Below are 20,331 nucleotides of genomic sequence, written 5' to 3'. Positions count from 1 at the left end.
CATGCAGCTCCAGTTCGCCATGGACACCCTGACCACCGAAGCCGCCCTCGAGCTCGCCGCCGCGGCCGCGCCGCACGTCGACGTCCTCGAGCTCGGCACGCCCCTGATCAAGAGCGCCGGCCTGTCCGCCGTCACCGCGATCAAGGAAGCACACCCCGACAAGATCGTGTTCGCCGACCTCAAGACCATGGACGCCGGTGAGCTCGAGGCCGACATCGCCTTCTCGGCCGGTGCCGACCTGGTCACCGTCCTCGGTGTCGCTGGCGACTCGACGATCGTCGGCGCCGTCAAGGCCGCGAAGAAGCACGGCAAGGGCATCGTCGTCGACCTGATCGGCGTCTCCGACAAGGCCGCCCGAGCCCGCGAGGTCGTCGCGCTCGGCGCCGAGTTCGTCGAGGTCCACGCCGGGCTCGACGAGCAGGCGGAAGAGGGCTTCACGTTCTCGACCCTGCTCGACGCCGGCAAGGACTCGGGCGTCCCGTTCTCGATCGCGGGCGGCGTGAACGCGTCCTCGGTCGCCTCGGTGCAGGAGGCCGGTGCCCGCATCGCCGTCGCCGGCAGCGCGATCTACAGCGCCTCGGACGTCGGCGCAGCAGCCGCCGAGATCCGCGCCGCCATCAAGTAGCGCGTCCCAGTCGCCCTCCTCGGGCGACGGTCAACGAGTGAGCAGAAGACGTCGAGTGCGACCACCGCACCCGACGTCTTCTGCTCACTGGCTCCCGCCCCTGCGGTCACACCCCGCCCCGCGGTAGCGTCGGGCCGTGGGGATCGAACTGCGCCGCGCGACCGCCGACGACTGGGAAGCCTGGCGACCAGTGCGCCTCCGCGCGCTCGCCGATGCCCCGTACGCCTTCGGCTCGACGCTGCAGGACTGGGCGAACGCACCCGAACACCGGTGGCGCACCCGCCTGTCGATCCCGGGAGCGCTCGACCTGCTCGCAGTCGACACCGCTGCCGAGGTTCCCGGCACGGTCGTCGGGATGGCCAGCGGGATCCCACCCACCGGCCCCGACGGCCCCGCCGAGCTCATCTCGATGTGGGTCGACCCGGCAGCGCGCGGCCGCGGTGTTGCCCGCGCCCTCATCGACGCGATCGCCGTGTGGGCGGCGACCTCCGGAGCCACCGAACTCGAACTCTCGGTGCTGCCCGACAACGCCGTCGCCCGCTGCGCCTACGAGCGAGTCGGCTTCAGCGCCCGCGACGAACCCGGCGATCCATTGCCGGACGGTCGGACCGAGGTCCGGATGCGCCGTACGGTGGCCACATGAACCGAGCGCTGCGCTGGACCACCTGGATCGTCGCCGTCGTCGTCCTGATCGCGGTGGTGTTCCTCGTCTGGGCGCACATCGTGATGCAGGGCACCCGCAGCGCCGCCCTGCAGGTCTGGCGCGACGACCGGATCGCGGTCCGGGACGCCGGTGACTCGGTGGTGATGACCCCGACCGGCCAGGCCGACGGGGTCGGGATCGTCTTCATCCCCGGCGCGAAGGTCGATCCGTACGCCTACATGGCCACGTTCCGGCAGGTGGTCGCCAACGGCACGACGGTGGTCATCACGAAGCCGACGCTGAACCTCGCGTTCTTCGACACCCGGCCGCTCGCCACGTTCGAGGCCCACGCGCCCTCGGTCACACGCTGGGGGGTCGGCGGGCACTCCCTCGGCGGGGTCCGCGCGTGCCAGCTCGCCCAGGACGCCGACGGCCTGCTGCTGCTCGGCAGCTACTGCGCGAACGACATCAGCCGCTCCTACATCGACGTGCTGAGCGTCTCCGGTTCGCGTGACGGCTTGTCGACGCCGGCCAAGGTCGACGCCGCGCGGGACAAGCTGCCGTCGACCGCCACCATGACCGAGATCCAGGGGTCGAACCACGCCGACTTCGGTGCCTACGGCGACCAGCCGGGCGACCGCACGGCGACCATCAGCCGTGCTGATGCCCGCCAGCAGATCGCGGACGCGATCGAGGCCTGGGTGCGCGACCTGCGCTGATCACGCGGGCGGACCGGCGGACGCACCACGGGCCTCCAGACGGTCTGCCTGGAGGCCCGTGGTGCGTGACGTCAGTGGATCACGCCCGCCTCGTGGTCGCGTCCGGAACGGCGCCCGGTGAACCGGGCGACGAAGTACAGGACCACGCCGACGGCGAGCAGGATCGCGGCGTAGAGCCAGACCTGACCGCTCTGCTGCGTCAGCAGCAGGATGCACGACAGCACCCCGAGCACCGGGACGAACGTCCAGACCTTGAAGTGGTCGTGCTCGACGTGGTCGCGGCGGAGCACCAGGACGGCGACGTTCGTGCTGATGAACACGAAGAGCAGCAGGAGCACGACGGTCTCGGCCAGCACGCCCACGTCGCCCACCAGGGTCAGGAGCATCGCGACGATCGTGGTGGCGACGATGGCGGTCCACGGGGTCTTCCGGTTCGGCAGGACCTTCGCGAGCAGGGCGGGCAGGAGCCGCTGCTCGGCCATGCCGTAGGTCACGCGGCTCGACATGATCATCGTGAGCAGCGCGCCGTTCGCGACGGCGACCAGGGCGATGAGGCTGAAGACCCAGTCCGGGATCGGGACACCCGTGGCGGAGACGACCGCGAGCAGCGGGCCGCTGGACTCGGACAGCTCCGAAGCGGGCAGGGCGATCGCGCTGGCGAGGGCGACGAGGACGTAGACGACGCCGGCCGTGGCGAGGGCGCCGAACAGGGCCTTCGGGTAGACGCGGCGGGGGTCGCGGACCTCCTCCGCGATGTTGGCGGACGTCTCGAAGCCGACGAACGAGTAGTAGGCGACGATCGCGGCGCTCAGGGTCGCCAGGGCCGGGTTCGCCTCGGACGGGAACGCGCCGATCCGGGAGACGTCACCGCCGCCACCGCCGAGCATCACGGCCACGACGACGATCACGATGACCAGGCCGGAGACCTCGATGATCGTCATCACGACGTTGCTCTTGAGCGAGTCGGAGATGCCGCGGGCGTTCAGGCAGGCGATCAGGGCGAGGAAGACGATCGCGGTGGGCACGGGCGGCAGGTCGACGAACGTGCCGAGGTAGTCGCCGGCGAAGGCGAGCGACAGACCGGCGGCGCTCGTGACGCCGGCGGCGAGCATGCTGAACCCGACCAGGAACGAGACGATCGGCGCCTTGTAGGCGCGTTCGGCGAAGACCGCGGCACCGCCGGCCTTCGGGTACTTCGTCACGAGTTCGGCGTAGGAGCCCGCGGTGAGCAGGGCCAGCAGGAGCGCGAGCACCAGCGGTGCCCAGAGCGCACCGCCGACGTCCTTCGCCAGCGTCCCCATCAGGGCGTAGATGCCGGCACCGAGCACGTCGCCGAGGATGAAGAGGAACAGCAGCGGGCCGGTGATCGCCTGGCGGAGCTTCGACTGCGTGCCGTCGTGGGGTGCGGCCGTGGTGTCGCTGGTCATGGTGGTGCCTTTCGTCCGGGTCAGCGTGCCGGGGCGTGTCTCAGAGGCCTCACAGGTGCGCCGTGGCGGGGGTCCTCCCTGCACAGCGGAGCGGCCGGTGAACTCGCTCCACAGGGTGCGGCGCGTCGGAACGTCCGGACTGGAGCGGTCCTAGACTCGTCGCGAGCCATTCGTCCACCACCAGTCCCCGGAGGACCGCAGATGACGACGCAGGACCAGCGCACGCCCGCGCGACTCAGTGACCAGCGCGCGCTCCTGTTCGACCTCGACGGCGTGCTCACCCCGACCGCCGACGTGCACATGCGCGCGTGGAGCCGACTCTTCACGCCGTACCTCGAAGCACACGGGGTCGCGCCGTACACCGAGCAGGACTACTTCACCTCCATCGACGGCAAGCCCCGCTACGACGGCGTGCGCTCGCTGCTCGAGTCGCGCGGCATCGACCTGCCGCAGGGCACCCCGGACGACGCACCCGACACCGACACGGTGTGCGGGCTCGGCAACCGGAAGAACGCGGAGTTCACCGCCGAGCTCGACGAGCACGGCGTCGAGCCCTACCCGGGGTCGCTCCGGTTCCTGACCGCCGCGATCGCCGCAGGTATGTCCGTCGCGGTCGTCTCGAGCTCGGCGAACGCCACGTCGGTGCTCCGGACGGCGGGCATCCTCGACCGGTTCACGGTCGTCGTCGACGGGCTCGTCGCGCGCCAGGACGGCCTGACCGGCAAGCCCGCTCCCGACACCTACCTCGACGCAGCGACCCGGTTCGGGCTCACCGCCGCCGAGTGCGTCGTGGTCGAGGACGCCACCAGCGGGGTCGAAGCCGGCCGCAACGGATCGTTCGGTCTCGTCGTCGGTGTCGACCGCGGCGCCGGGGCGGACGCCCTGCGCGAGCACGGTGCCGACGTCGTCGTGTCCGACCTCGACGAACTCATCGACCAGCTGCCCGCACCGGCCACCAGCACGACGTAGGCCACCGGGCCGGACGCTCCCTGGCTGCCGGCCGCACCGACGTACCCATCTCCCTCCCTTCCCACGGAGCAGCATGAACCCCATCACCTCGGACCCCCTCGACCGCGTCCGCTACCCGATCGACGAGTGGGCCCTCGTCGAGACCGAGTACACCCCCGACGAGCAGGGCGTCGCCGAGACGAACTTCGCCGTCGGCAACGGGTACCTCGGCCTGCGCGGGAACCTCGACGAAGGCCGTGGCGGTGTGCAGTACGGCACGTACATCAACGGGTTCCACGAGACCTGGCCGATCCGGCACGCGGAAGACGCCTTCGGCTTCGCGAAGACCGGGCAGACGATCATCAACGCGCCGGACGCCAAGGTCATCCGCCTCTACGTCGACGACGAGCCGCTCGTGCTGGCCGAGGCCGACATCCTCCGGCACACCCGTCGGCTGGAGTTCCGCGGCGGCTACCTGTTCCGCGAGACCGAGTGGTCGACGCCGTCTGGCAAGCGGGTGCTCATCCGGGCACGTCGACTCGTGTCGTTCACCGACCGGCACCTCGCCGTCATCGACTACGAGGTCACCGTGCTCGACGCGGACGCCTCGATCCTGCTGTCCAGTCAGATCCTCAACCGCCAGGACGTGCAGGACGAGTACCACGCCGGCATGCGGGCCGCGGCGAACGCCTTCGACCCCCGCAAGGCCGAGTCGTTCACCGAGCGGGTGCTCGTGCCGAAGCTCAAGCGCAGCACCGGCGGCCGTTCGGTCCTCGGGTACCAGGCGTCCAGCTCCGGCATGACGATCTGCGTCGGCGTCGAGCACCACATCGAGACCGAGAACAGCTGGGACGAGTCGTCGTCGATCGAGGACGACCTGGCGAAGCACGTCTACCGGGTGCAGGCCCGCGCCGGGCAGCCCATCCGGCTCGTGAAGCACGTGGTCTACCACACCTCCCGCGGGGTGCCCGTGCGCGAGCTCGCCGACCGGTGCGACCGCACGCTCGACCGCGCGCACGCCGAGAACGTCGACGAGACCTTCGCGAAGCAGCGCGACTGGCTCGACGACTACTGGGCCCGCAGCGACGTCGAGATCGCCGGTCAGCCCGCGATCCAGCAGGCCGTCCGCTGGAACCTCTTCCAGCTCGCGCAGGCCACCGCCCGCACCGACGGCCACGGCATCGCCGCGAAGGGCGTCACCGGCTCCGGCTACGGCGGCCACTACTTCTGGGACATGGAGATCTACGTCCTGCCGTTCCTGTCGTACACGGCGCCGATCGTCGCGCGGAACGCCCTGCGCTTCCGCTACAACATGCTCGACGCGGCGCGGGCTCGGGCCCGCGAGCTGAACCAGCGCGGCGCCCTGTTCCCGTGGCGGACGATCAACGGTGAAGAGTCCAGCGCGTACTACGCCGCCGGCACCGCGCAATACCACATCGACGCCGACATCTCGCATGCGCTCATGCAGTACGTGCGGGCCTCGGGGGACCGCGAGTTCCTGAAGCGCGGCGCCATCGACGTGCTCGTGGAGACCGCCCGGCTCTGGGCCGACCTCGGGTTCTGGCGGTCCAACGGCGACAAGAAGTTCCACATCGACGGCGTCACCGGGCCGGACGAGTACACGACCGTCGTCGACGACAACCTGTACACGAACGTCATGGCGCGGGCGAACCTGTGGTTCGCCGTCAACGCCTGCCGCGAGCTCGCCGCCGACGACGCCGAAGAGTACGACCGCATGGTGCGCCGGACCGGTCTGCAGCCGGACGAGCTCGTCGAGTGGGAGCACGCCGCCGAGTCGATGGAGATCCCCTTCGACCCGCACCGCGGCATCCACCCGCAGGACGCCCAGTTCCTCGACAAGGAACTCTGGGACCTCGAGAACACCCCCGAGTCCAAGCGCCCGCTGCTGCTCCACTACCACCCGCTGGTGATCTACCGGTTCCAGGTGCTGAAGCAGGCCGACGTCGTGCTCGCGCTGTTCCTGCAGGGGCACGAGTTCACCGCGGCCGAGAAGCGTCGCGACTTCGACTACTACGACGCACTCACCACCGGTGACTCGACGCTGTCCGCGGTCGTGCAGTCGATCATGGCGGCCGAGGTCGGGTACCACGACCTCGCCGACCAGTACTTCCAGACCGCGCTCTACGTCGACCTGGCGGACCTGCACGGCAACACCTCGGACGGCGTGCACATCGCGTCGACCGGTGGCATCTGGGGTGCCCTCGTCAACGGCTTCGGTGGCATGCGCGACCACGGCGGGCGGATGAGCTTCAACCCGCGGTTGCCGAAGCACTGGGACCGTCTGTCCTACCGTCTGACGGTGCGCGGATCGCGGGTCCGGGTCGACCTCGAGCAGGAAGCCATGACGCTCACGGTCGAGACCGGTTCGGGCTTCACGGTGTGGGTGCACAACCAGCAGTGGGACGTCGAGGCGGGGGAGCCCACCGTGGTGCCGCTGCCGCACCACGGGCCGCGGATGTCCGGGCACGCCCCGACCACGAGCGACATCCAGGGCACGCTGCGTGCGGACGGCTCGGTCATCACCGCGTCGATCCCGACGATCTCCCTGGAGCGCGACTTCGACCTCGACGACTCGACCGGCTGACGCCAGTTCCTGCGCTGCACTGCACTGCACTGCCCTGCGCCGCAGTCGCACGTCGCCCCGGTTCCGCCTCGCGGAGCCGGGGCGACCTGTGTTCCCGGGACGTTGCCGGCGCCTCCGAACGCGTCCAGTCGGTCCGGGGCACCGTGGTCTGCCGTGCCCCTCGGGTCGATGGCGTCTCCCCGGGCACGGTTCGTGCAACGAGAGGAGACATCATGGGCAACCGGTTCGAGGGCAAGGTCGCGATCGTCACGGGCGCAGGGTCCGGCATCGGTGAGGCGACGGCGCGGGCGTTCATCGACGAGGGTGCGTCGGTCGTGCTGACCGACAGCGTCGAGGAGAAGGTCCGCGCGGTGGGTGACTCCCTGCCGACGCACCGGGTCGTCGCCCTGCACGCCGACGTGGCGAGCCCGGAGGACTGGGAGACCGTCGTCTCGGCGGCGATCGACCGCTTCGACCGGCTCGACGTCCTGGTGAACAACGCCGGGACCTTCAGCTCGGGCGACATCACCGACATCAGCACGGCCGAGTGGCGCCGGGTCATCGAGACCGACCTGTCCGGTGTGTTCTACGGCACCCGGGCGGCCCTGCCGTTCCTGCGCGAGACGAAGGGGTCGATCATCAACACGTCGTCGGTCTCCGGTGAGGACGCCGACTGGCGGATGAGCCCCTACAACGCGGCGAAGGGCGGCGTGACGAACTTCACCAAGGCGGCTGCCCTCGACAACGGGCAGTTCGGCGTGCGCGTGAACGCCGTCGCTCCGGGACTCATCTGGACCGACCTCACCCAGGAGCAGGCGGAGGACGAGGCCCTGCAGTCGAAGTTCACCGAGCGCATCGCCCTCGGCCGCGGGGGTCGCTCTGCCGAGGTCGCCGAGGCGATCCTGTTCCTGGCCAGCGACGCGGCCTCGTTCATCACGGGTGCGGTCCTGCCGGTGGACGGCGGCACGATGGCGAGCAACGGGCAGCCGCCGCAGGCCTGAGCCGCCCCGGCCCCGGCGGCACCGTCAGCTGGCGACGAGCTCGACCTTGAACCGCTCGGCGTCCTCGAAGAAGGCCGCGTGGTGCTCCGGACCACCGGCGAACGGGTGCCGGTCCTCGTACAGGCGTGCCCAGCCGTGACCGGGAGCCTCGGCCCAGAGTCGCTCCACCGTCTCGGCAGTACCGGCGTGGAACGCCAGGTGGCTGAGCCCCGGTCGGCGGCGGTCGTGATCGCCGCCCAGCGGTGCCGATTCGAGGACGACGTACAACGGGCCGAGCCGCCAGCTCCGGCCGTGCTCCCAGCGTTGGAACGGCTCGTAGCCGAGTTCGCCGAGCAGCCAGCCCCAGGACCCGGCGGCGGTGTCGAGGTCGGCGGTGCGGAGCTCGACGTGGTGCAGCGTGCCGATCGTCACAGGAGCTTCCGGAGGGTGTTCGTGTTGCGGGTCGTCGTCGTGCGCTTGAAGCGTGCGGCGGCGGCCCGCTTGGCGAACACGGTGTCGGTGCTCGAGCCCTTCGGACACGACCAGTAGACGACCCCGTCGCCGCGGGCGACCTGCTCGACCGAGTCGTCGTGTTCGAGGTCCGCGACCAAGGCGTCGAGCGCATCGTCGTCGGACCCGAACACGACGTAGTCGTGCCGTTCGTCGGCACGCGCGAAGGGGAACCCGTCGACCACGGCCGCGAGGGCGTCGTGCCGGACGAGCACGATCCAGGCGTCGTACCCGAACCGGTCGCGCAGCCCCTGCTCGATCGACGTCTTGAGCTGCTCGGCGGGCACGTCGGCGGAGAACACGACGTTGCCCGAGGCGAGCACGGTGCGGACGTCGTCGAACCCGAGCCCTCGGAAGAGTTCCGCGAGCTCAGCGCTCCGGATCGCGATGCCGTTCACGTTGACCCCGCGCAGCAGCGCCACCCACCTGTCCATGTCCGGACGGTAGCGGTCCGGGCCGCTCACGTCCACGTCCGGGCCACGCCCCAACCGGCACCCTGCGGCACGATGTCGACCACCAGGGCCTCGCCGTCGTCGTCGCTGGTCGCCTGGAACCGCCAGCCCACGGTGCGCTCGGGCGCATGGGTGATCGCGGTGGGCAGCTCGGCGCGCGTCACGGTCAGCCGGGTGGGGGTGTCGCTCACCCGCCAGCGCCGTCCGGCCCACACCAGCCGGGTCGGCGTGCCCTCGACCCACCACACCGTGGCGGCCGTGTCGGTGATCATCATCGGGTCTCCTCGTTCGAACGTGTGTTCGAATGGTAGGTGTCGACCTCTGACGTCGCAACTGACCGTTGCATTCAGAACACGTTCTGAATAGGCTCGATCCATGACGCTCGTCGCTCCGCCCCGATCCCGACGGTCGGTGCAGTCCTCTGACCTCTCCCGCCACGCCAAGCAGGTGTTCGCTGCCGCCGAGGAAGCCCCGCTCGAGGTCACCCGTCGCGACGGGAAGCCCCTCGTCCTCACCACGAAGGAACGATCCGACGACGACGACGCAGTGCTCGACATCGCGGCGCAGCTCATCGCCGCGGTGACGCTCAACGAGCAACTGCCACTCCACGATCGGCTGGCGATCCCGTACCCGTGGATCAAGCTCCTCAGCGCCGCAGACCAGCAGCGCTTCGCCCGGGAGATCGTCGACGTCGCCCGTGGCTCGTTCTCGCTCCGGCAGCCGCGCAGACTCCTGCTCGAGATGCAGGCGTGGCGCAACAGTGCCGAGGCGATCGCCGCGGGCTGGGACACCGGAGAGCCGGAGATCCTCGCCGAGCCGATCCGCGTCCAGAAGCCCTGACGCGGTGGCGGGCCGGCGCGGCGGGGTCCCCCGGCCGATCCGTTCGACGGAGTACACGATCGTCTTCGGGGACACGTGGCGCGGAACAGGGGTGGCGCGACGTGGTGGCGGTGCAGCGGAACGCAGTCGCTGCCGCGTGGGATCGGCTGACCACGGATCCGTTGACCGAGGACCTGTCCTGCCACGCCCTGCGCGGGGAACTCGGTGTGGTTCGACACTCTGGCCGGGAGTGGACGCGTCGTCAGTTCGAGCTGAAGCGCGGCGCCCGGATCTGGTTCACGGTCGACGTGGATGACCGGGTGGTGTGCATCACCGACGTGCACACCCACCACCCCAACCAGACGAAGTGACTGCGCTCGGCCTCGGCAGTCGTCGTGTAGACGGGACCCATGACGAACGACGCACAGGGCCCCGACACGCAGCACCAGGTTCCCGAGGGGGTGTCCGAGGCCACGGTCGAGGCACTCGGCAGCCTGTCCGCCGCGGTCGAGGTCATCGAGCACGCCCGTGGCCTGCTCTACGGGTTCCACCGCCTGACCGGCACCGCTGACCTGAACCTCGGTGAGGCGGTCGAGCAGCTGCGGAAGGCCGGGCACACCGAACTCGCCGAGCGCATCGACACCGAACTCGTGGGCCGCAACGTCATCGCGGGCCGCTGGACGTTCCAGATCGTCGAGGACTACGACGACGGCTACTACGCGCTCGCCAAGGAGCTCGAGCGCACTGCGCGCGACGAGCTCGTGCAGGGCCGCCGCCACCTGTTCGAGGCGGGCATGAAGGAAGACCGTCGCACCCAGGACCAGCGCCACCACGAGGCGACGCCGAGCGACCTGCCGGACTGACCACGGGCCTCCAGGCCTGCGGAAGACGCCGGCGTCCTGCGGAAGACGCCCCGGAAACGTCGAGACGCCGCCGGATTCGGCGGCGTCTCGATGACACGACGGCGTCTTGCGCAGGCCCAGCCCGACCAGCAAGGCCCAGCAGGAACGCCTCAGCCGACGCCGAGCAGCGCCTCCAGCGGCCCCCGCGCGAAGTACAGCAGGAAGCCCGCGGCGACGACGTAGAGCAGCCACGAGACCTCACGGCCACGGCCGGACAGCAGCTTGATGAGCACCCAGCTGATGAAGCCGGCGCCGATGCCGTTCGCGATCGAGTAGGTCAGCGGCATGACGACGATCGTCAGGAACGCCGGCAGGGCCGAGCCGAAGTCCGACCACGAGATGTCCGCGACCTGCGCGACCATGAGCGCACCGACGACGACGAGCCCGGCGGCTGCGACCTCGAGCGGGACGACCTGGGTGAGCGGCGTGAGGAACATCGACGCCAGGAACAGCAGGCCGGTGACGACCGAGGCCATGCCCGTGCGGGCGCCCTCGCCGATGCCGGAGGCCGAGTCGATGAAGACCGTGTTCGACGACACCGACGCGCCACCACCGGCGATCGCGCCGACGCCCTCGACGACGAGCGCCGACTTCAGGCGGGGGAACGTGCCGTCCGGCTTCGCGACACCGGCGGCCTTGGCCAGACCGGTCATGGTGCCCATGGCGTCGAAGAAGTTCGTGAAGACGAGGGTGAAGACGAGCATCGACGCGGCGAGCGGGCCGATGCGGGTGAAGGCGCCGAAGACGTCGGCGTGGCCGACGAGCGACAGGTCCGGCACGGCGAACAGTGCGCTCGGCAGGCCGGGGGCGTTGAGGTTCCAACCGGTCTTCGATTCGACCGAGGTCGGCACCTGGAAGATCGCCTGCAGGATGATCGCGATGATCGTGGTCGCGACGATGCCGATGAGCAGCGCACCCTTGACCCGGCGGGCCATGAGCGTGCCGATGATGATCAGGCCGATGAGGAACACGATGGTCGGCAGGGCGCCGACGGAGCCGTCCTCGCCGAGCTGCAGCGGCGGCGACGCGAGCCCGGAGGACCGCACGAAGCCGGAGTCGACGAGCCCGATGAACGCGATGAACAGGCCGATGCCGACGGTGATCGCGGCCTTGAGCTGTGCCGGGACGGCGGTGAAGATCATCGTCCGGATGCCGGTCAGCGCGAGGATCACGATGATCACGCCGTTGATGACGACCAGGCCCATCGCCTCGGCCCAGGTGACCTGGTGCACGACACTGACGGCGAGGAACGAGTTGATCCCGAGCCCCGCGGCGATGCCGAACGGCAGGTTCGCGATGATGCCCATCGCGATGGTCATGACGCCGGCGACGAGGCCGGTCGCCGCGGCCACCTGAGCGTTCTCGAGCCATCCGCCGCTGACGTCCTTGGCGGCCTGGTCGGCGCTGAACCCGCCGAGGATGAGGGGGTTCAGGATGACGATGTACGCCATCGTCACGAACGAGACGAGGCCACCGCGGACCTCGCGGGGGATCGACGATCCGCGTTGCGTGATGGAGAAGAATCGATCGAGGCCGGTCGCGAAGCGGTTCCGGGGCGTGGTGTCGGTCTGCGGGGCGCTCACCACGAGAGTTTAAAGGACGCTGGGTTTCGGGCGTGTCACACCGGTCTCACAGGTTGTGACAGCCGGGAGGCCCGTTCCACGCGGATCGCGCACCTCGCGCTGGGCGTCTGCCCGCGTTCTCCGGCCATGGCTGGTGTTGGATGAGCGGGTGACGTCACCCATGGACCGCGCCCGTGTCGAGGCCGCCGTCCGCGAGCTGCTGCTCGCCATCGGCGAGGATCCCGACCGCCCGGAACTCACCCGCACCCCCGCCCGGGTCGCCGACTCGTACGCCGAGTTCTTCTCCGGGATCGGCACCGACGCGGTCGCCATCGCCCGGGACGGCACCGTGCACGCCGAGGACGGCGAACGCGGTCGGCTCGTGATCGTGCGCGACGTGAAGTTCCGCTCCGTCTGCGAGCACCACCTGCTGCCGTTCCTCGGGGTCGCGCACCTGGCGTACGCGCCGGGCGACCGCCTCATCGGGCTCGGCACGCTGGCGCGGGTGCTCGACGCGGTGGCCTCCCGTCCGCAGCTGCAGGAGCGGCTCGGCGAACAGGTCGCCGCGACCATCGCCGAGGGGCTCGGCGCCGAGGGCGTCCTCGTGGTCCTCGACGCGCAGCACCAGTGCGTCACGACGCGTGGGGAGCGCCAGACCGGTTCGACGACGGTGACGGTGGCGGCGAACGGTTCGCTCGCCGACGCCGCGGGACGAGCCGAGGCGATCGCGCTCATCGGTGCCGGGCGTGGGACCGAGGCCGGGCACGACGAGCGTGCCGGGGCGGACGCATGACGGGCCTCCCCGACGGCACGGCCGGCCCCGGCTGGGTCGTGCCGGACCTGCGCCACCCGGTCCGGACGTTCGGCCGCCGCACCATCGACTTCGACCACCGCATCGCCGTGATGGCGATCGTGAACCGCACCCCCGACTCGTTCCACGACCGCGGCGCCACCTTCGAGCTCGACCGGGCCGTCGCCGCCTCGGTCCGCGCCGCCGAGCAGGGTGCCGACTGGGTCGACATCGGTGGCGTGAAGTTCGCCCCCGGTCCGGAACTGCCCGCCTCCGACGAGATCGACCGCGTCGTCCCCGTCGTCGAGCAGCTCGCCCAGCAGTCCGACGTCGTCATCAGCGTCGACACCTTCCGCCCGGAGGTCGCTGCAGCGGCGATCGCAGCCGGAGCGACCGTCGTCAACGACACCACCGGCCTGTCCGACCCCCGGATGGCCGCCGTGGTCGCCGACTCCGAGGCCACCGTCGTCATCACGCACTCGCTCGCCGAACCCCGTCGTCCGCTGCCCGCACCCCCGCAGTACGGCGACATCGCGGGCGAGGTCGTCGCGTTCCTGCGCGAACGGGTCGACCGGGCGCTCGCCGCGGGCATCCCCGAGTCGCGGATCATCGTCGACCCGGGCCACGACCTGCACAAGAACACCGTGCACACCCTCGAGCTCACCCGTCGGCTGCCCGAGGTCGTCGCGCTCGGCTACCCGGTCCTCGCCGCGGTGTCGAACAAGGACTTCGTCGGGGAGTCGCTCGGCCGCCCCCGCGGGGAACGGCTCTCCGGATCGCTCGCCGTCGCGACCGTGAGCGCGATGCTCGGCGCCCGGATCGTCCGGATGCACGACGTCGCCGAGAGCGTCGACGCGATGCGCATGGTCGAGGCCACACTCGGATGGCGCACCCCCGTGGAATCGAGGCACAACACGTGAACGTCCTGCCCCCGTCGATCGCGGACCTGTCCGACGACGACCTGCTCGACCTCTACACCGCCGACGCCGGGGCCCCCTGGCTCCGCGTGAACTTCGTCGCGACGCTGGACGGTTCGGCCTCGGCTGCCGGGGTGTCCGGGTCGCTCGGCGGTGACGACGACCTGCGGGTCTTCGACCTGCTCCGGCGGGTGGCCGACGTCGTGCTCGTCGCCGCCGGCACCGTCCGCGACGAGGGCTACGGGCCGATGGTCCTGCACGACGCCGACGTCGCCTGGCGTCGGGCGCACGGCAAGCCGGACCACCCCGTGTTCGCGATCGTCACCGGCTCGCTGTCGCTCGACCCGGGGTCTCGGGTGTTCACCGAGGCGCCGGTGCGCCCGATCGTCCTGACGTCGGCGACGGCGGCTGCGTCGTCGAAGGCGCAGGCGCTCGCCGAGGTCGCCGACGTCGTGCCCTGCAGCGCGGACGACGAGCCGGACTCGGTGGAGGCCGGGCGGATCCGAGGCCTGTTGGCCGACCGTGGCCTCGGGATGATCCACTGCGAGGGCGGGCCGTCGTTCCTCGGGGCGCTCATCGCCGCGGACGCCGTCGACGAGCTGACCCTGACGCTCGACCCGTCGCTCGAGGGCGGGGAGGGGCCGCGCATCGCCCGGGGGTCCTCGCCGGAACTCCGGCGGATGCGACCGGCGCACGTGTTGCTCGGCGCCGGCGGCGTGCTGCTCACCCGGTACGTCCGGGCGCGCTGACCCGTCCGCGCTGGTGCCGGGGCGCGCTGACCCCCGTGGGCTAGGGTCGGGCGCGTGATCGACATCGTGGCGTCCGGGGTCCTCTTCGACATGGACGGGACGCTCGTCGACTCGACCGCGGTGGTCGAGGCGACCTGGACCCGGTTCGGCCACGCGAACGGCATCGACCCCGACGAGATCCTCGCGTTCTCGCACGGGCGGCAGGCGATCGACACCCTGCGGCGCTTCCTGCCCGATCTGCCCCTGGCCGAGCAGCAGCGGATCGCGGCCGAGCTCGTCGCCGAGGAGACCGCGAGCACCGAGGGCATCCTCGAGATCCCCGGCGCCGTCGCCTTCGTGCAGCGACTCGTCGAACTCGGCGTCCCGGTGGCCCTCGTGACGAGTGCCCCGCGTGACCTCGCCGCGGGCCGGATGGCTGCCGCCGGGTTCGCCGTGCCCGAGGCCTTCGTGCCCTCGGAGGACGTCGAGCACGGCAAGCCCCACCCCGACGGCTACCTGCGCGGGGCTGCCCTGCTCGGCGTCGACCCGACCGACTGCGTGGCGTTCGAGGACGCCCCGGCCGGGCTGGAGTCCGCCATCGCCTCCGGCGCGACCACGGTCGTCGTCGGTCCGCTCGAGCACCCGGTGACGGCCGGCCTGCACCGGGTCCACGGGTACGACGGCCTGACCGTCGAGCGCGACGGCGACGCCTTCCGCATCCGCGGCTGAGCGCGGCGCCCCTCCTGCCTGCCCGCGGTCTGCCGTCGGTCAGGACACCCCGCCCGGCCTGCGCCGAGTGGTCAGGAACCGTCGGCTGCGCCGCCGCCAGGCGACACTTCGTGACCACCCGGCGGACGTGAGCGGGGTGTTGCGACCGGCGGGACGGCGGCCTGGAGGCCCGTGGCGGGCCCGCACCATGCCTCCAGACCGACTGTGGGCGCGTCCACGGCGCCTCGGCGGCCGGTCAGGACACCCCGCCCGGCCTGCGCCGAGTTGTCAGGAACCGTCGGCTGCGCCGCCGCCAGCCGACACTTCGCGATCACCTGGCGGACGTGAGCGGGGGGTCGCGACCGCCCAAGTGGACCCCCGAGCCGCCCCTGGAGGCCTGCCCAGCCGACCCCGACGACCCTCGGGTGTGCGGCCGGAACGACCGGGCCGCGGAAGGAGCGGATCATGGCAACCCTCGACGGCAAGAAGGTCCTCGTCATCACGACGAACTACGGCGTGGAGCAGGACGAGATCGTCGTCCCCACCGAGCAGCTGCGTGAGCGCGGTGCCTCGGTGACCGTGGCGGCGAAGGAGACCGGCACGATCCAGACGCTGGTCGGCGACAAGGACCCGGGGCAGACGCTCGAGCCGGACACCACCATCGCCGGTGTCGACGCGAAGGACTTCGACGCCCTCGTGATCCCCGGCGGCACGATCAACGCCGACACGCTGCGCCAGGAGTCCCGCGCAGCGACGCTCGTGCAGGCCTTCGCCGAGGCGAGCAAGCCGGTCGCGGCGATCTGCCACGGCCCGTGGACCCTCGTCGAGGCGGGCGTGCTGTCGGGCAAGACCGTCACGTCGTTCCCGTCGCTGCAGACCGACCTGCGGAATGCCGGTGCCGAGTGGGTCGACCAGGAGGTCCAGATCGACGGCGGCTTCATCACCTCCCGCACCCCGGACGACCTGCCGGCGTTCGTCGACGCGATCGAGAGCGCCCTCACCGCCTGAGCACTGTGCCGCAGGGCGGTCGCCCCGCCCGGCGACCGCGTCAGCCGAGCGCCACGGGGCGGGCCGTGCGGAGCACCGCCGGACCGAGGGTGAGCACACCGTCGGACTCTGGGTCGCACCGCACGCCGCCCCGGCCGCGCATCGCCCGGAACGCCCCGGGTGCCACCTCGTGGTCCATCCAGGCGCAGGGGTTCGCCGCGCGGTAGCCACGGAACCGGACGGCACGACCGAGGGCGCCGCTGCTGTTGCCACCGGGAAGCACGCTCTCCAGCGAGAACGGCTCGCCCCGCAGTGCCTCGACGTCGGCGCCCCGCAGGAACACGTTCCGTCGGGTCGCAGCGGGGTCGACCGTGGCACCGATTGCGTGGCCGACGGCTTCCAGCCCCTCCAGGCCGATCACCGTGACCGAGGCGTGCACGTGCGCCCGGGCCGCGAAGTACCGGTCACCGACGATGCCCAGTCCGGCCCGCAGTTCGATCCGGTCGCGTGACTCGTCCGGATCGTCCGCGCCCACCGGCAGCGCGCCGTCGGCCGGGCGTCCCTCGTACCGGTGCCGCGGCGAGACGAGCAGCAGCGCGACCTCGACCTCGGTCCGGAACGGCAGGTCGTCGAGACCGGCCACGTCGTCTGCGGAAGTCACCCGGTCAACGCTAGCCGGGCCTCCCGGCCGTGCGCTGCTCCGTCCGATTCCCGCCAGTCGACGTCGGCGGCGCATGTCAGGCTGAGTCCATGACCACCCCGGACACCGACGCGCAGCCTGACGCGCTGCACGCCGAGCGGCACCGCGCCGTCGCCTCCCGCGACGCGCGCTTCGACGGCCAGTTCGTCACCGCCGTGCACTCCACCGGCATCTACTGCCGGCCCAGCTGCCCGGCCCGCACGCCGAGGGTCTCCGGCGTCACCTTCTACCGCACGAGCGCCGCAGCGCACCTGGCCGGCTTCCGCGCCTGCAAGCGCTGCCTGCCCGAGGCGACCCCCGGCAGCCCCGAGTGGGACCTGCGCGAGGACGTCGCCGGCCGGGCGATGCGACTCGTCCTCGACGGTGTCGTCGAGCGCGACGGCGTCCCCGGGCTCGCCGCGCGTGTGGGGTACTCGGAGCGGCAGCTCAACCGCATCATGACGGCCGAGCTGGGCGCCGGGCCGAAGGCGCTCAGCCGGGCGCACCGGGCGCAGACCGCGCGGACCCTGCTCACCTCGTCCGACCTGCCCGTCGCCGACGTCGCGTTCGCCGCAGGCTTCGCCAGCGTCCGGCAGTTCAACGACACCGTGCGCGAGGTCTTCGCCGTCACCCCGACCGAACTCCGCGCACGCCGGTCCGGGCGAGGCGACGGTGCCACGGACGGCGGCGACGGGGCACTGCACGTGCACCTGCCGGCCCGGGCACCCTTCGACGCGCAGGGCCTGCTCGACTGGCACGCGCTGCACGCCCTGCCGGGCACGGAGCAGGCGGACACCGACCCCACCGGTCGGGTCACGTCGTACGGGCGGCTGGTCGACCTGCCTGGAGGCCCGGGCTGGTTCAGCGCATCGGCAGCCGTCCCCGACGCGGCCGGGCGGGGCACCGGGATCGACCTGCGCGTGCGGGTCACCGACCTCTCCGACCTGCCCGCGCTCGTGGCGCGGGTGCGTGCGCTGTTCGACCTCGACGCCGACCCGGTCGCCGTCGACGCCGTTGTCGGAGCCGTGCCCGAGCTCGCCGGCCCCGTCGGACGGGTGCCCGGCCTCCGGCTCCCCGGCGCGGTGGACGCGCACGAGATCGTGTTCCGCACCCTGATCGGGCAGCAGGTCTCGGTGGCCGCGGCGCGCACCGCGCAGACCCGGCTCGTGGCCGCACTCGGAGCGACGGTGCCGGACGCCATCCGGCCCGGCGGGCTGCTGTTCCCGTCCGCGGCGGTGATCGCCGAACGCGGGCACGAGGTGCTGCGCGGCCCCGCCGCCCGCGTCGACACGATCCTGCGGGTGGCTGCGGCGCTCGCCGACGGGTCCCTGGTGGTGGACGGTGGGCAGTCCCTCGGTGACCTGCGCGACGGACTCCTCGCGGTGAAGGGCATCGGGCCGTGGACCGCCGACTACGTCGCGCTGCGGGTCCGGCACCACCCGGACATCTTCCTCCACAGCGACCTCGCCGTGCGGAACGGTGCACAGGAACTCGGGCTGCCCGGAACGGCGCGCGAGCTCTCCCTATGGTCGGAGCAGGTGGCCCCCTGGCGGAGCTACCTCACGATGCACTGCTGGCGACCGATCATCGACCGCGCGATGACCGCGACCGCCGGCGCCCGTGCAGCCCGTGCCCCCGAGGACCCCCGGAAGGACGACCGATGACCGACGCAACCATCCAGACCCTGGACACCCCCGACGGGGCGTTCACCGTGCTCGAAGACGCCGAGGGCAGGGTCCTCGCGTCCGGGTGGACCGACTCCGTCGAGCGGATCCTCGCCCGTCTGGCCGACCGCCACCGCCCCGACCGGGTGCTCGACGGCGTGGTCGCCTCGGCCGACGCGGTCGACGCCTTCTACTCGGGCGAGGTCGAGCACGCCATGCAGGTGCCCGTGCGCCAGTTCGGCACCGAGCTCTTCACCGAGGGGTGGCGCCAGCTCCGCCGGATCCCCGCCGGCGGCACCCTGACCTACACCGGGTTCGCGGCGGCGATGGGCCGGCCCGACGCCGTGCGGGCGGCAGCGAGCGTGTGTGCCCGGAACGCCCCGGCGCTCTTCGTCCCGTGCCACCGGGTGCTGCGCTCGGACGGAACGCTCGGCGGCTTCGCGTGGGGCCTCGACGTCAAGCGATCACTGCTCGAACGGGAGTCGGTCGGCACCACGGCACTCGTCTGACTTGTACAAAACGCTCTAGAATGTACAGGTGAGCGAAGTGTCGATCTCCGAAGCCCGTGGCCGCCTGGCGTCGATCATCGACGACGCCCGGCACGAACCCGTCTACCTGACCCGGCGCAACAAGCGCGTCGCCGCAGTGGTCGACGCGGCCGTCCTCGACCGGTTGCTCGAGGCGGCGGAGGACCTGGACGACCTGGTCGCCTACGACGAAGCCGTTGCGGAGAGTGCCCGCATCGGTGGCGAGAACGTCAAGTGGGACGACCTCAAGCGCGAACTCGGTCTCGGGTGACGTACTCGGTCGAGGTCATCCCGGCCGCGCAACGCGTCATCCGCAAGCTCCCGCTCGACGGGCGACGGCGGATCGAGGGGCTCCTCGCGATCCTCGCCGAGCACCCCCGGCCACCCGCCGCACGCAAGCTCGTGAACCGGCCCGGGTGGCGGGTCCACTCGGGGGACTACCGGCTGATCTACCGGATCGACGACGGCAAGCTCATCGTGGTGGTCGTCGATGCCGGGCACCGGCGCGAGGTCTACCGGGACCGATGAGCCGGCAGCCGGCAGCCGGCAGCCGTCAGCCGTCAGGCGATCGCGCCGCGCAGGCTGTCCACGTGCAGTTCGACGAGCGCCAGGACCCGCTCGGGCGCACGTGCCGCCGGATCCCACGTGTGCTCGACCGCCAGCCCGTCGATCAGCGCGTGCAGCCGGTCGACCTCGTCGGTCAGGTCGCGACCGTCGCCGAAGCCGCCGTCCTCACGCAGGATCTCCAGCGCCCGGGTGCACACCCGGCGGACCCCGTCGTTCAGGCGTCGGGCACTCGCGGCCAGGTGGTCGTCGGTGCGCGCGAGCACGCCGAGCTGCACCTGCGCCAGGATCTCGGTCGTGCGCTCGGCGTCGAGCGGCAGCACCTGGGCGAGGACGTCCAGTGCGAGCGCACGACCCGTCGAACGCAGGGCGGCGAGCCGAACGGTGACCCGTTCCTCGATGATCGTCAGGCAGTGCTCGCGCAGGGCGTGCTGTGTCGGGAACACGCGGCGGAGTGACGCCGGGGCGATGCCGGCCTCGTCCGCGACGTTCCGCACGGACAGCGCGCTGAGGCCGTCCCGCTCCAGGATCCGCAGGCAGGCCGCAGCCACCAGGGATCCCCGTTCCTCGAGGTCGACACGGCGGGGCACCGGGTC

The 20,331-nt window shown here is 71.7% G+C and carries 25 protein-coding genes; 18 read left to right on the top strand and 7 right to left on the bottom strand.

Annotation, left to right across the window (positions count from 1 at the left end; all coding sequences use genetic code 11):
* Position 1: 1 nt before the first annotated feature.
* The 3 genes from hxlA (at position 2) to DEJ11_RS17200 (ending at position 1,987) form a co-directional block, all read left to right on the top strand.
* On the top strand, positions 2-625 hold the full coding sequence (hxlA, locus tag DEJ11_RS17210; RefSeq protein ID WP_071406215.1) for a 3-hexulose-6-phosphate synthase: 624 nt from the start codon (positions 2-4) through the stop codon (positions 623-625).
* Between the two features lie 136 nt (positions 626-761).
* Entirely contained in the window at positions 762-1,268 is a 507-nt protein-coding gene (locus DEJ11_RS17205) for a GNAT family N-acetyltransferase (protein WP_111104830.1), read from the top strand.
* Positions 1,265-1,987: an alpha/beta hydrolase gene (locus DEJ11_RS17200; protein ID WP_111028931.1), complete on the top strand. Its 723-nt coding sequence runs from the start codon at positions 1,265-1,267 to the stop codon at positions 1,985-1,987. Before DEJ11_RS17205 ends, DEJ11_RS17200 begins: the two co-directional genes overlap by 4 nt.
* Positions 1,988-2,058: 71 nt before the next feature.
* Here DEJ11_RS17200 and DEJ11_RS17195 read toward each other — a convergent pair whose 3' ends face one another.
* Entirely contained in the window at positions 2,059-3,414 is a 1,356-nt protein-coding gene (locus DEJ11_RS17195; RefSeq protein ID WP_111104827.1) for an APC family permease, read from the bottom strand.
* A 201-nt stretch (positions 3,415-3,615) separates the two neighbouring features.
* Between DEJ11_RS17195 and DEJ11_RS17190 the strand changes: the two genes are divergently transcribed.
* From DEJ11_RS17190 to budC, 3 genes are all read left to right on the top strand, one after another.
* A complete protein-coding gene (locus tag DEJ11_RS17190; protein WP_111104824.1) occupies positions 3,616-4,383 on the top strand; it encodes an HAD family hydrolase in 768 nt (255 codons plus the stop codon).
* 73 nt (positions 4,384-4,456) lie between these two features.
* Positions 4,457-6,967 carry a glycoside hydrolase family 65 protein gene (locus tag DEJ11_RS17185; protein ID WP_111104821.1) on the top strand — a complete coding sequence of 837 codons (2,511 nt, stop codon included), beginning with the start codon at positions 4,457-4,459 and terminating at the stop codon, positions 6,965-6,967.
* Positions 6,968-7,179: 212 nt separating this feature from the next.
* Entirely contained in the window at positions 7,180-7,947 is a 768-nt protein-coding gene (gene budC, locus DEJ11_RS17180) for a meso-2,3-butanediol dehydrogenase (RefSeq protein WP_111104819.1), read from the top strand.
* A 24-nt stretch (positions 7,948-7,971) separates the two neighbouring features.
* Here budC and DEJ11_RS17175 read toward each other — a convergent pair whose 3' ends face one another.
* Genes DEJ11_RS17175 through DEJ11_RS17165 form a run of 3 tightly spaced genes read right to left on the bottom strand, consistent with a single transcriptional unit; the run spans position 7,972 to position 9,163 of the window.
* Positions 7,972-8,358 (bottom strand): VOC family protein, encoded by a 387-nt coding sequence (locus tag DEJ11_RS17175; RefSeq protein ID WP_111104816.1) that lies wholly within the window; start codon positions 8,356-8,358, stop codon positions 7,972-7,974.
* Complete coding sequence (locus DEJ11_RS17170; protein WP_111104897.1) at positions 8,355-8,870, bottom strand: DUF1697 domain-containing protein; 516 nt, start codon at positions 8,868-8,870, stop codon at positions 8,355-8,357. The genes DEJ11_RS17175 and DEJ11_RS17170 overlap by 4 nt, the downstream gene beginning before the upstream one ends.
* A gap of 26 nt (positions 8,871-8,896) precedes the next feature.
* On the bottom strand, positions 8,897-9,163 hold the full coding sequence (locus DEJ11_RS17165; protein WP_071406208.1) for a hypothetical protein: 267 nt from the start codon (positions 9,161-9,163) through the stop codon (positions 8,897-8,899).
* Between the two features lie 100 nt (positions 9,164-9,263).
* Between DEJ11_RS17165 and DEJ11_RS17160 the strand changes: the two genes are divergently transcribed.
* The 3 genes from DEJ11_RS17160 to DEJ11_RS17150 all read left to right on the top strand — a co-directional run bounded on the left by DEJ11_RS17160 (position 9,264) and on the right by DEJ11_RS17150 (position 10,570).
* Positions 9,264-9,728, top strand: a complete 465-nt coding sequence (locus DEJ11_RS17160; RefSeq protein ID WP_111104814.1) for a prevent-host-death protein — start codon at positions 9,264-9,266, stop codon at positions 9,726-9,728.
* A 101-nt stretch (positions 9,729-9,829) separates the two neighbouring features.
* On the top strand, positions 9,830-10,078 hold the full coding sequence (locus tag DEJ11_RS17155) for a hypothetical protein (RefSeq protein WP_220038343.1): 249 nt from the start codon (positions 9,830-9,832) through the stop codon (positions 10,076-10,078).
* A 39-nt stretch (positions 10,079-10,117) separates the two neighbouring features.
* The gene (locus DEJ11_RS17150) at positions 10,118-10,570 is read left to right on the top strand and encodes a hypothetical protein (protein WP_111104811.1); all 453 of its coding nucleotides are present in this window, start codon (positions 10,118-10,120) and stop codon (positions 10,568-10,570) included.
* A 149-nt stretch (positions 10,571-10,719) separates the two neighbouring features.
* Here the strand turns inward: DEJ11_RS17150 and DEJ11_RS17145 are convergent, their stop codons facing one another.
* The gene (locus DEJ11_RS17145; RefSeq protein WP_110863257.1) at positions 10,720-12,195 is read right to left on the bottom strand and encodes an NCS2 family permease; all 1,476 of its coding nucleotides are present in this window, start codon (positions 12,193-12,195) and stop codon (positions 10,720-10,722) included.
* Positions 12,196-12,352: 157 nt separating this feature from the next.
* On the opposite strand from DEJ11_RS17145, the gene folE reads away from it, so the two are divergent.
* From folE to DEJ11_RS17120, 5 genes are all read left to right on the top strand, one after another.
* Complete coding sequence (gene folE / locus DEJ11_RS17140; RefSeq protein ID WP_111104809.1) at positions 12,353-12,964, top strand: GTP cyclohydrolase I; 612 nt, start codon at positions 12,353-12,355, stop codon at positions 12,962-12,964.
* Entirely contained in the window at positions 12,961-13,881 is a 921-nt protein-coding gene (gene folP, locus DEJ11_RS17135) for a dihydropteroate synthase (RefSeq protein ID WP_071406203.1), read from the top strand. The genes folE and folP overlap by 4 nt, the downstream gene beginning before the upstream one ends.
* Positions 13,878-14,627, top strand: a complete 750-nt coding sequence (locus tag DEJ11_RS17130) for a pyrimidine reductase family protein (protein ID WP_258375522.1) — start codon at positions 13,878-13,880, stop codon at positions 14,625-14,627. Before folP ends, DEJ11_RS17130 begins: the two co-directional genes overlap by 4 nt.
* Before the next feature lie 54 nt (positions 14,628-14,681).
* Positions 14,682-15,335, top strand: coding sequence for an HAD-IA family hydrolase (locus DEJ11_RS17125; protein ID WP_111028938.1), 654 nt, complete (start codon positions 14,682-14,684; stop codon positions 15,333-15,335).
* 444 nt (positions 15,336-15,779) lie between these two features.
* Entirely contained in the window at positions 15,780-16,322 is a 543-nt protein-coding gene (locus tag DEJ11_RS17120) for a type 1 glutamine amidotransferase domain-containing protein (RefSeq protein WP_111104803.1), read from the top strand.
* A gap of 40 nt (positions 16,323-16,362) precedes the next feature.
* Here DEJ11_RS17120 and DEJ11_RS17115 read toward each other — a convergent pair whose 3' ends face one another.
* Positions 16,363-16,962 (bottom strand): molybdenum cofactor biosysynthesis protein, encoded by a 600-nt coding sequence (locus DEJ11_RS17115; protein ID WP_258375521.1) that lies wholly within the window; start codon positions 16,960-16,962, stop codon positions 16,363-16,365.
* Between the two features lie 89 nt (positions 16,963-17,051).
* Between DEJ11_RS17115 and DEJ11_RS17110 the strand changes: the two genes are divergently transcribed.
* The 4 genes from DEJ11_RS17110 to DEJ11_RS17095 are packed head-to-tail and all read left to right on the top strand — an operon-like array spanning position 17,052 to position 19,699.
* Complete coding sequence (locus tag DEJ11_RS17110; protein WP_111104797.1) at positions 17,052-18,644, top strand: Ada metal-binding domain-containing protein; 1,593 nt, start codon at positions 17,052-17,054, stop codon at positions 18,642-18,644.
* Positions 18,641-19,153, top strand: coding sequence for a methylated-DNA--[protein]-cysteine S-methyltransferase (locus DEJ11_RS17105; RefSeq protein WP_111028941.1), 513 nt, complete (start codon positions 18,641-18,643; stop codon positions 19,151-19,153). The genes DEJ11_RS17110 and DEJ11_RS17105 overlap by 4 nt, the downstream gene beginning before the upstream one ends.
* 28 nt (positions 19,154-19,181) lie before the next feature.
* The gene (locus DEJ11_RS17100) at positions 19,182-19,442 is read left to right on the top strand and encodes a type II toxin-antitoxin system Phd/YefM family antitoxin (RefSeq protein ID WP_027466775.1); all 261 of its coding nucleotides are present in this window, start codon (positions 19,182-19,184) and stop codon (positions 19,440-19,442) included.
* Positions 19,439-19,699, top strand: coding sequence for a type II toxin-antitoxin system RelE family toxin (locus tag DEJ11_RS17095; protein WP_111104794.1), 261 nt, complete (start codon positions 19,439-19,441; stop codon positions 19,697-19,699). Before DEJ11_RS17100 ends, DEJ11_RS17095 begins: the two co-directional genes overlap by 4 nt.
* Positions 19,700-19,731: 32 nt before the next feature.
* On the opposite strand, the gene DEJ11_RS17090 is transcribed toward DEJ11_RS17095, so the two are convergent.
* Positions 19,732-20,325 (bottom strand): TetR/AcrR family transcriptional regulator, encoded by a 594-nt coding sequence (locus DEJ11_RS17090; protein ID WP_111092198.1) that lies wholly within the window; start codon positions 20,323-20,325, stop codon positions 19,732-19,734.
* Positions 20,326-20,331: the final 6 nt, after the last annotated feature.

Origin of the sequence: Curtobacterium sp. MCLR17_058 (assembly GCF_003234705.2) — a bacterium.
Lineage (GTDB): Bacteria > Actinomycetota > Actinomycetes > Actinomycetales > Microbacteriaceae > Curtobacterium > Curtobacterium flaccumfaciens.
The sequence above is the reverse complement of the archived record's forward strand: the minus strand, read 5'-3'. Positions and strand labels throughout refer to the sequence as shown.

Coding starts and splice junctions, on each gene's coding strand:
- DEJ11_RS17110 (WP_111104797.1), top strand. CDS start 17,052: ATGACCACCCCGGACACCGACGCGCAGCCTGACGCGCTGCACGCCGAG.
- DEJ11_RS17200 (WP_111028931.1), top strand. CDS start 1,265: ATGAACCGAGCGCTGCGCTGGACCACCTGGATCGTCGCCGTCGTCGTC.
- folE (WP_111104809.1), top strand. CDS start 12,353: ATGGACCGCGCCCGTGTCGAGGCCGCCGTCCGCGAGCTGCTGCTCGCC.
- DEJ11_RS17170 (WP_111104897.1), bottom strand. CDS start 8,870: ATGGACAGGTGGGTGGCGCTGCTGCGCGGGGTCAACGTGAACGGCATC.
- DEJ11_RS17160 (WP_111104814.1), top strand. CDS start 9,264: ATGACGCTCGTCGCTCCGCCCCGATCCCGACGGTCGGTGCAGTCCTCT.
- hxlA (WP_071406215.1), top strand. CDS start 2: ATGCAGCTCCAGTTCGCCATGGACACCCTGACCACCGAAGCCGCCCTC.
- DEJ11_RS17120 (WP_111104803.1), top strand. CDS start 15,780: ATGGCAACCCTCGACGGCAAGAAGGTCCTCGTCATCACGACGAACTAC.
- DEJ11_RS17150 (WP_111104811.1), top strand. CDS start 10,118: ATGACGAACGACGCACAGGGCCCCGACACGCAGCACCAGGTTCCCGAG.
- DEJ11_RS17190 (WP_111104824.1), top strand. CDS start 3,616: ATGACGACGCAGGACCAGCGCACGCCCGCGCGACTCAGTGACCAGCGC.
- DEJ11_RS17165 (WP_071406208.1), bottom strand. CDS start 9,163: ATGATGATCACCGACACGGCCGCCACGGTGTGGTGGGTCGAGGGCACG.
- DEJ11_RS17105 (WP_111028941.1), top strand. CDS start 18,641: ATGACCGACGCAACCATCCAGACCCTGGACACCCCCGACGGGGCGTTC.
- DEJ11_RS17185 (WP_111104821.1), top strand. CDS start 4,457: ATGAACCCCATCACCTCGGACCCCCTCGACCGCGTCCGCTACCCGATC.
- budC (WP_111104819.1), top strand. CDS start 7,180: ATGGGCAACCGGTTCGAGGGCAAGGTCGCGATCGTCACGGGCGCAGGG.
- folP (WP_071406203.1), top strand. CDS start 12,961: ATGACGGGCCTCCCCGACGGCACGGCCGGCCCCGGCTGGGTCGTGCCG.
- DEJ11_RS17195 (WP_111104827.1), bottom strand. CDS start 3,414: ATGACCAGCGACACCACGGCCGCACCCCACGACGGCACGCAGTCGAAG.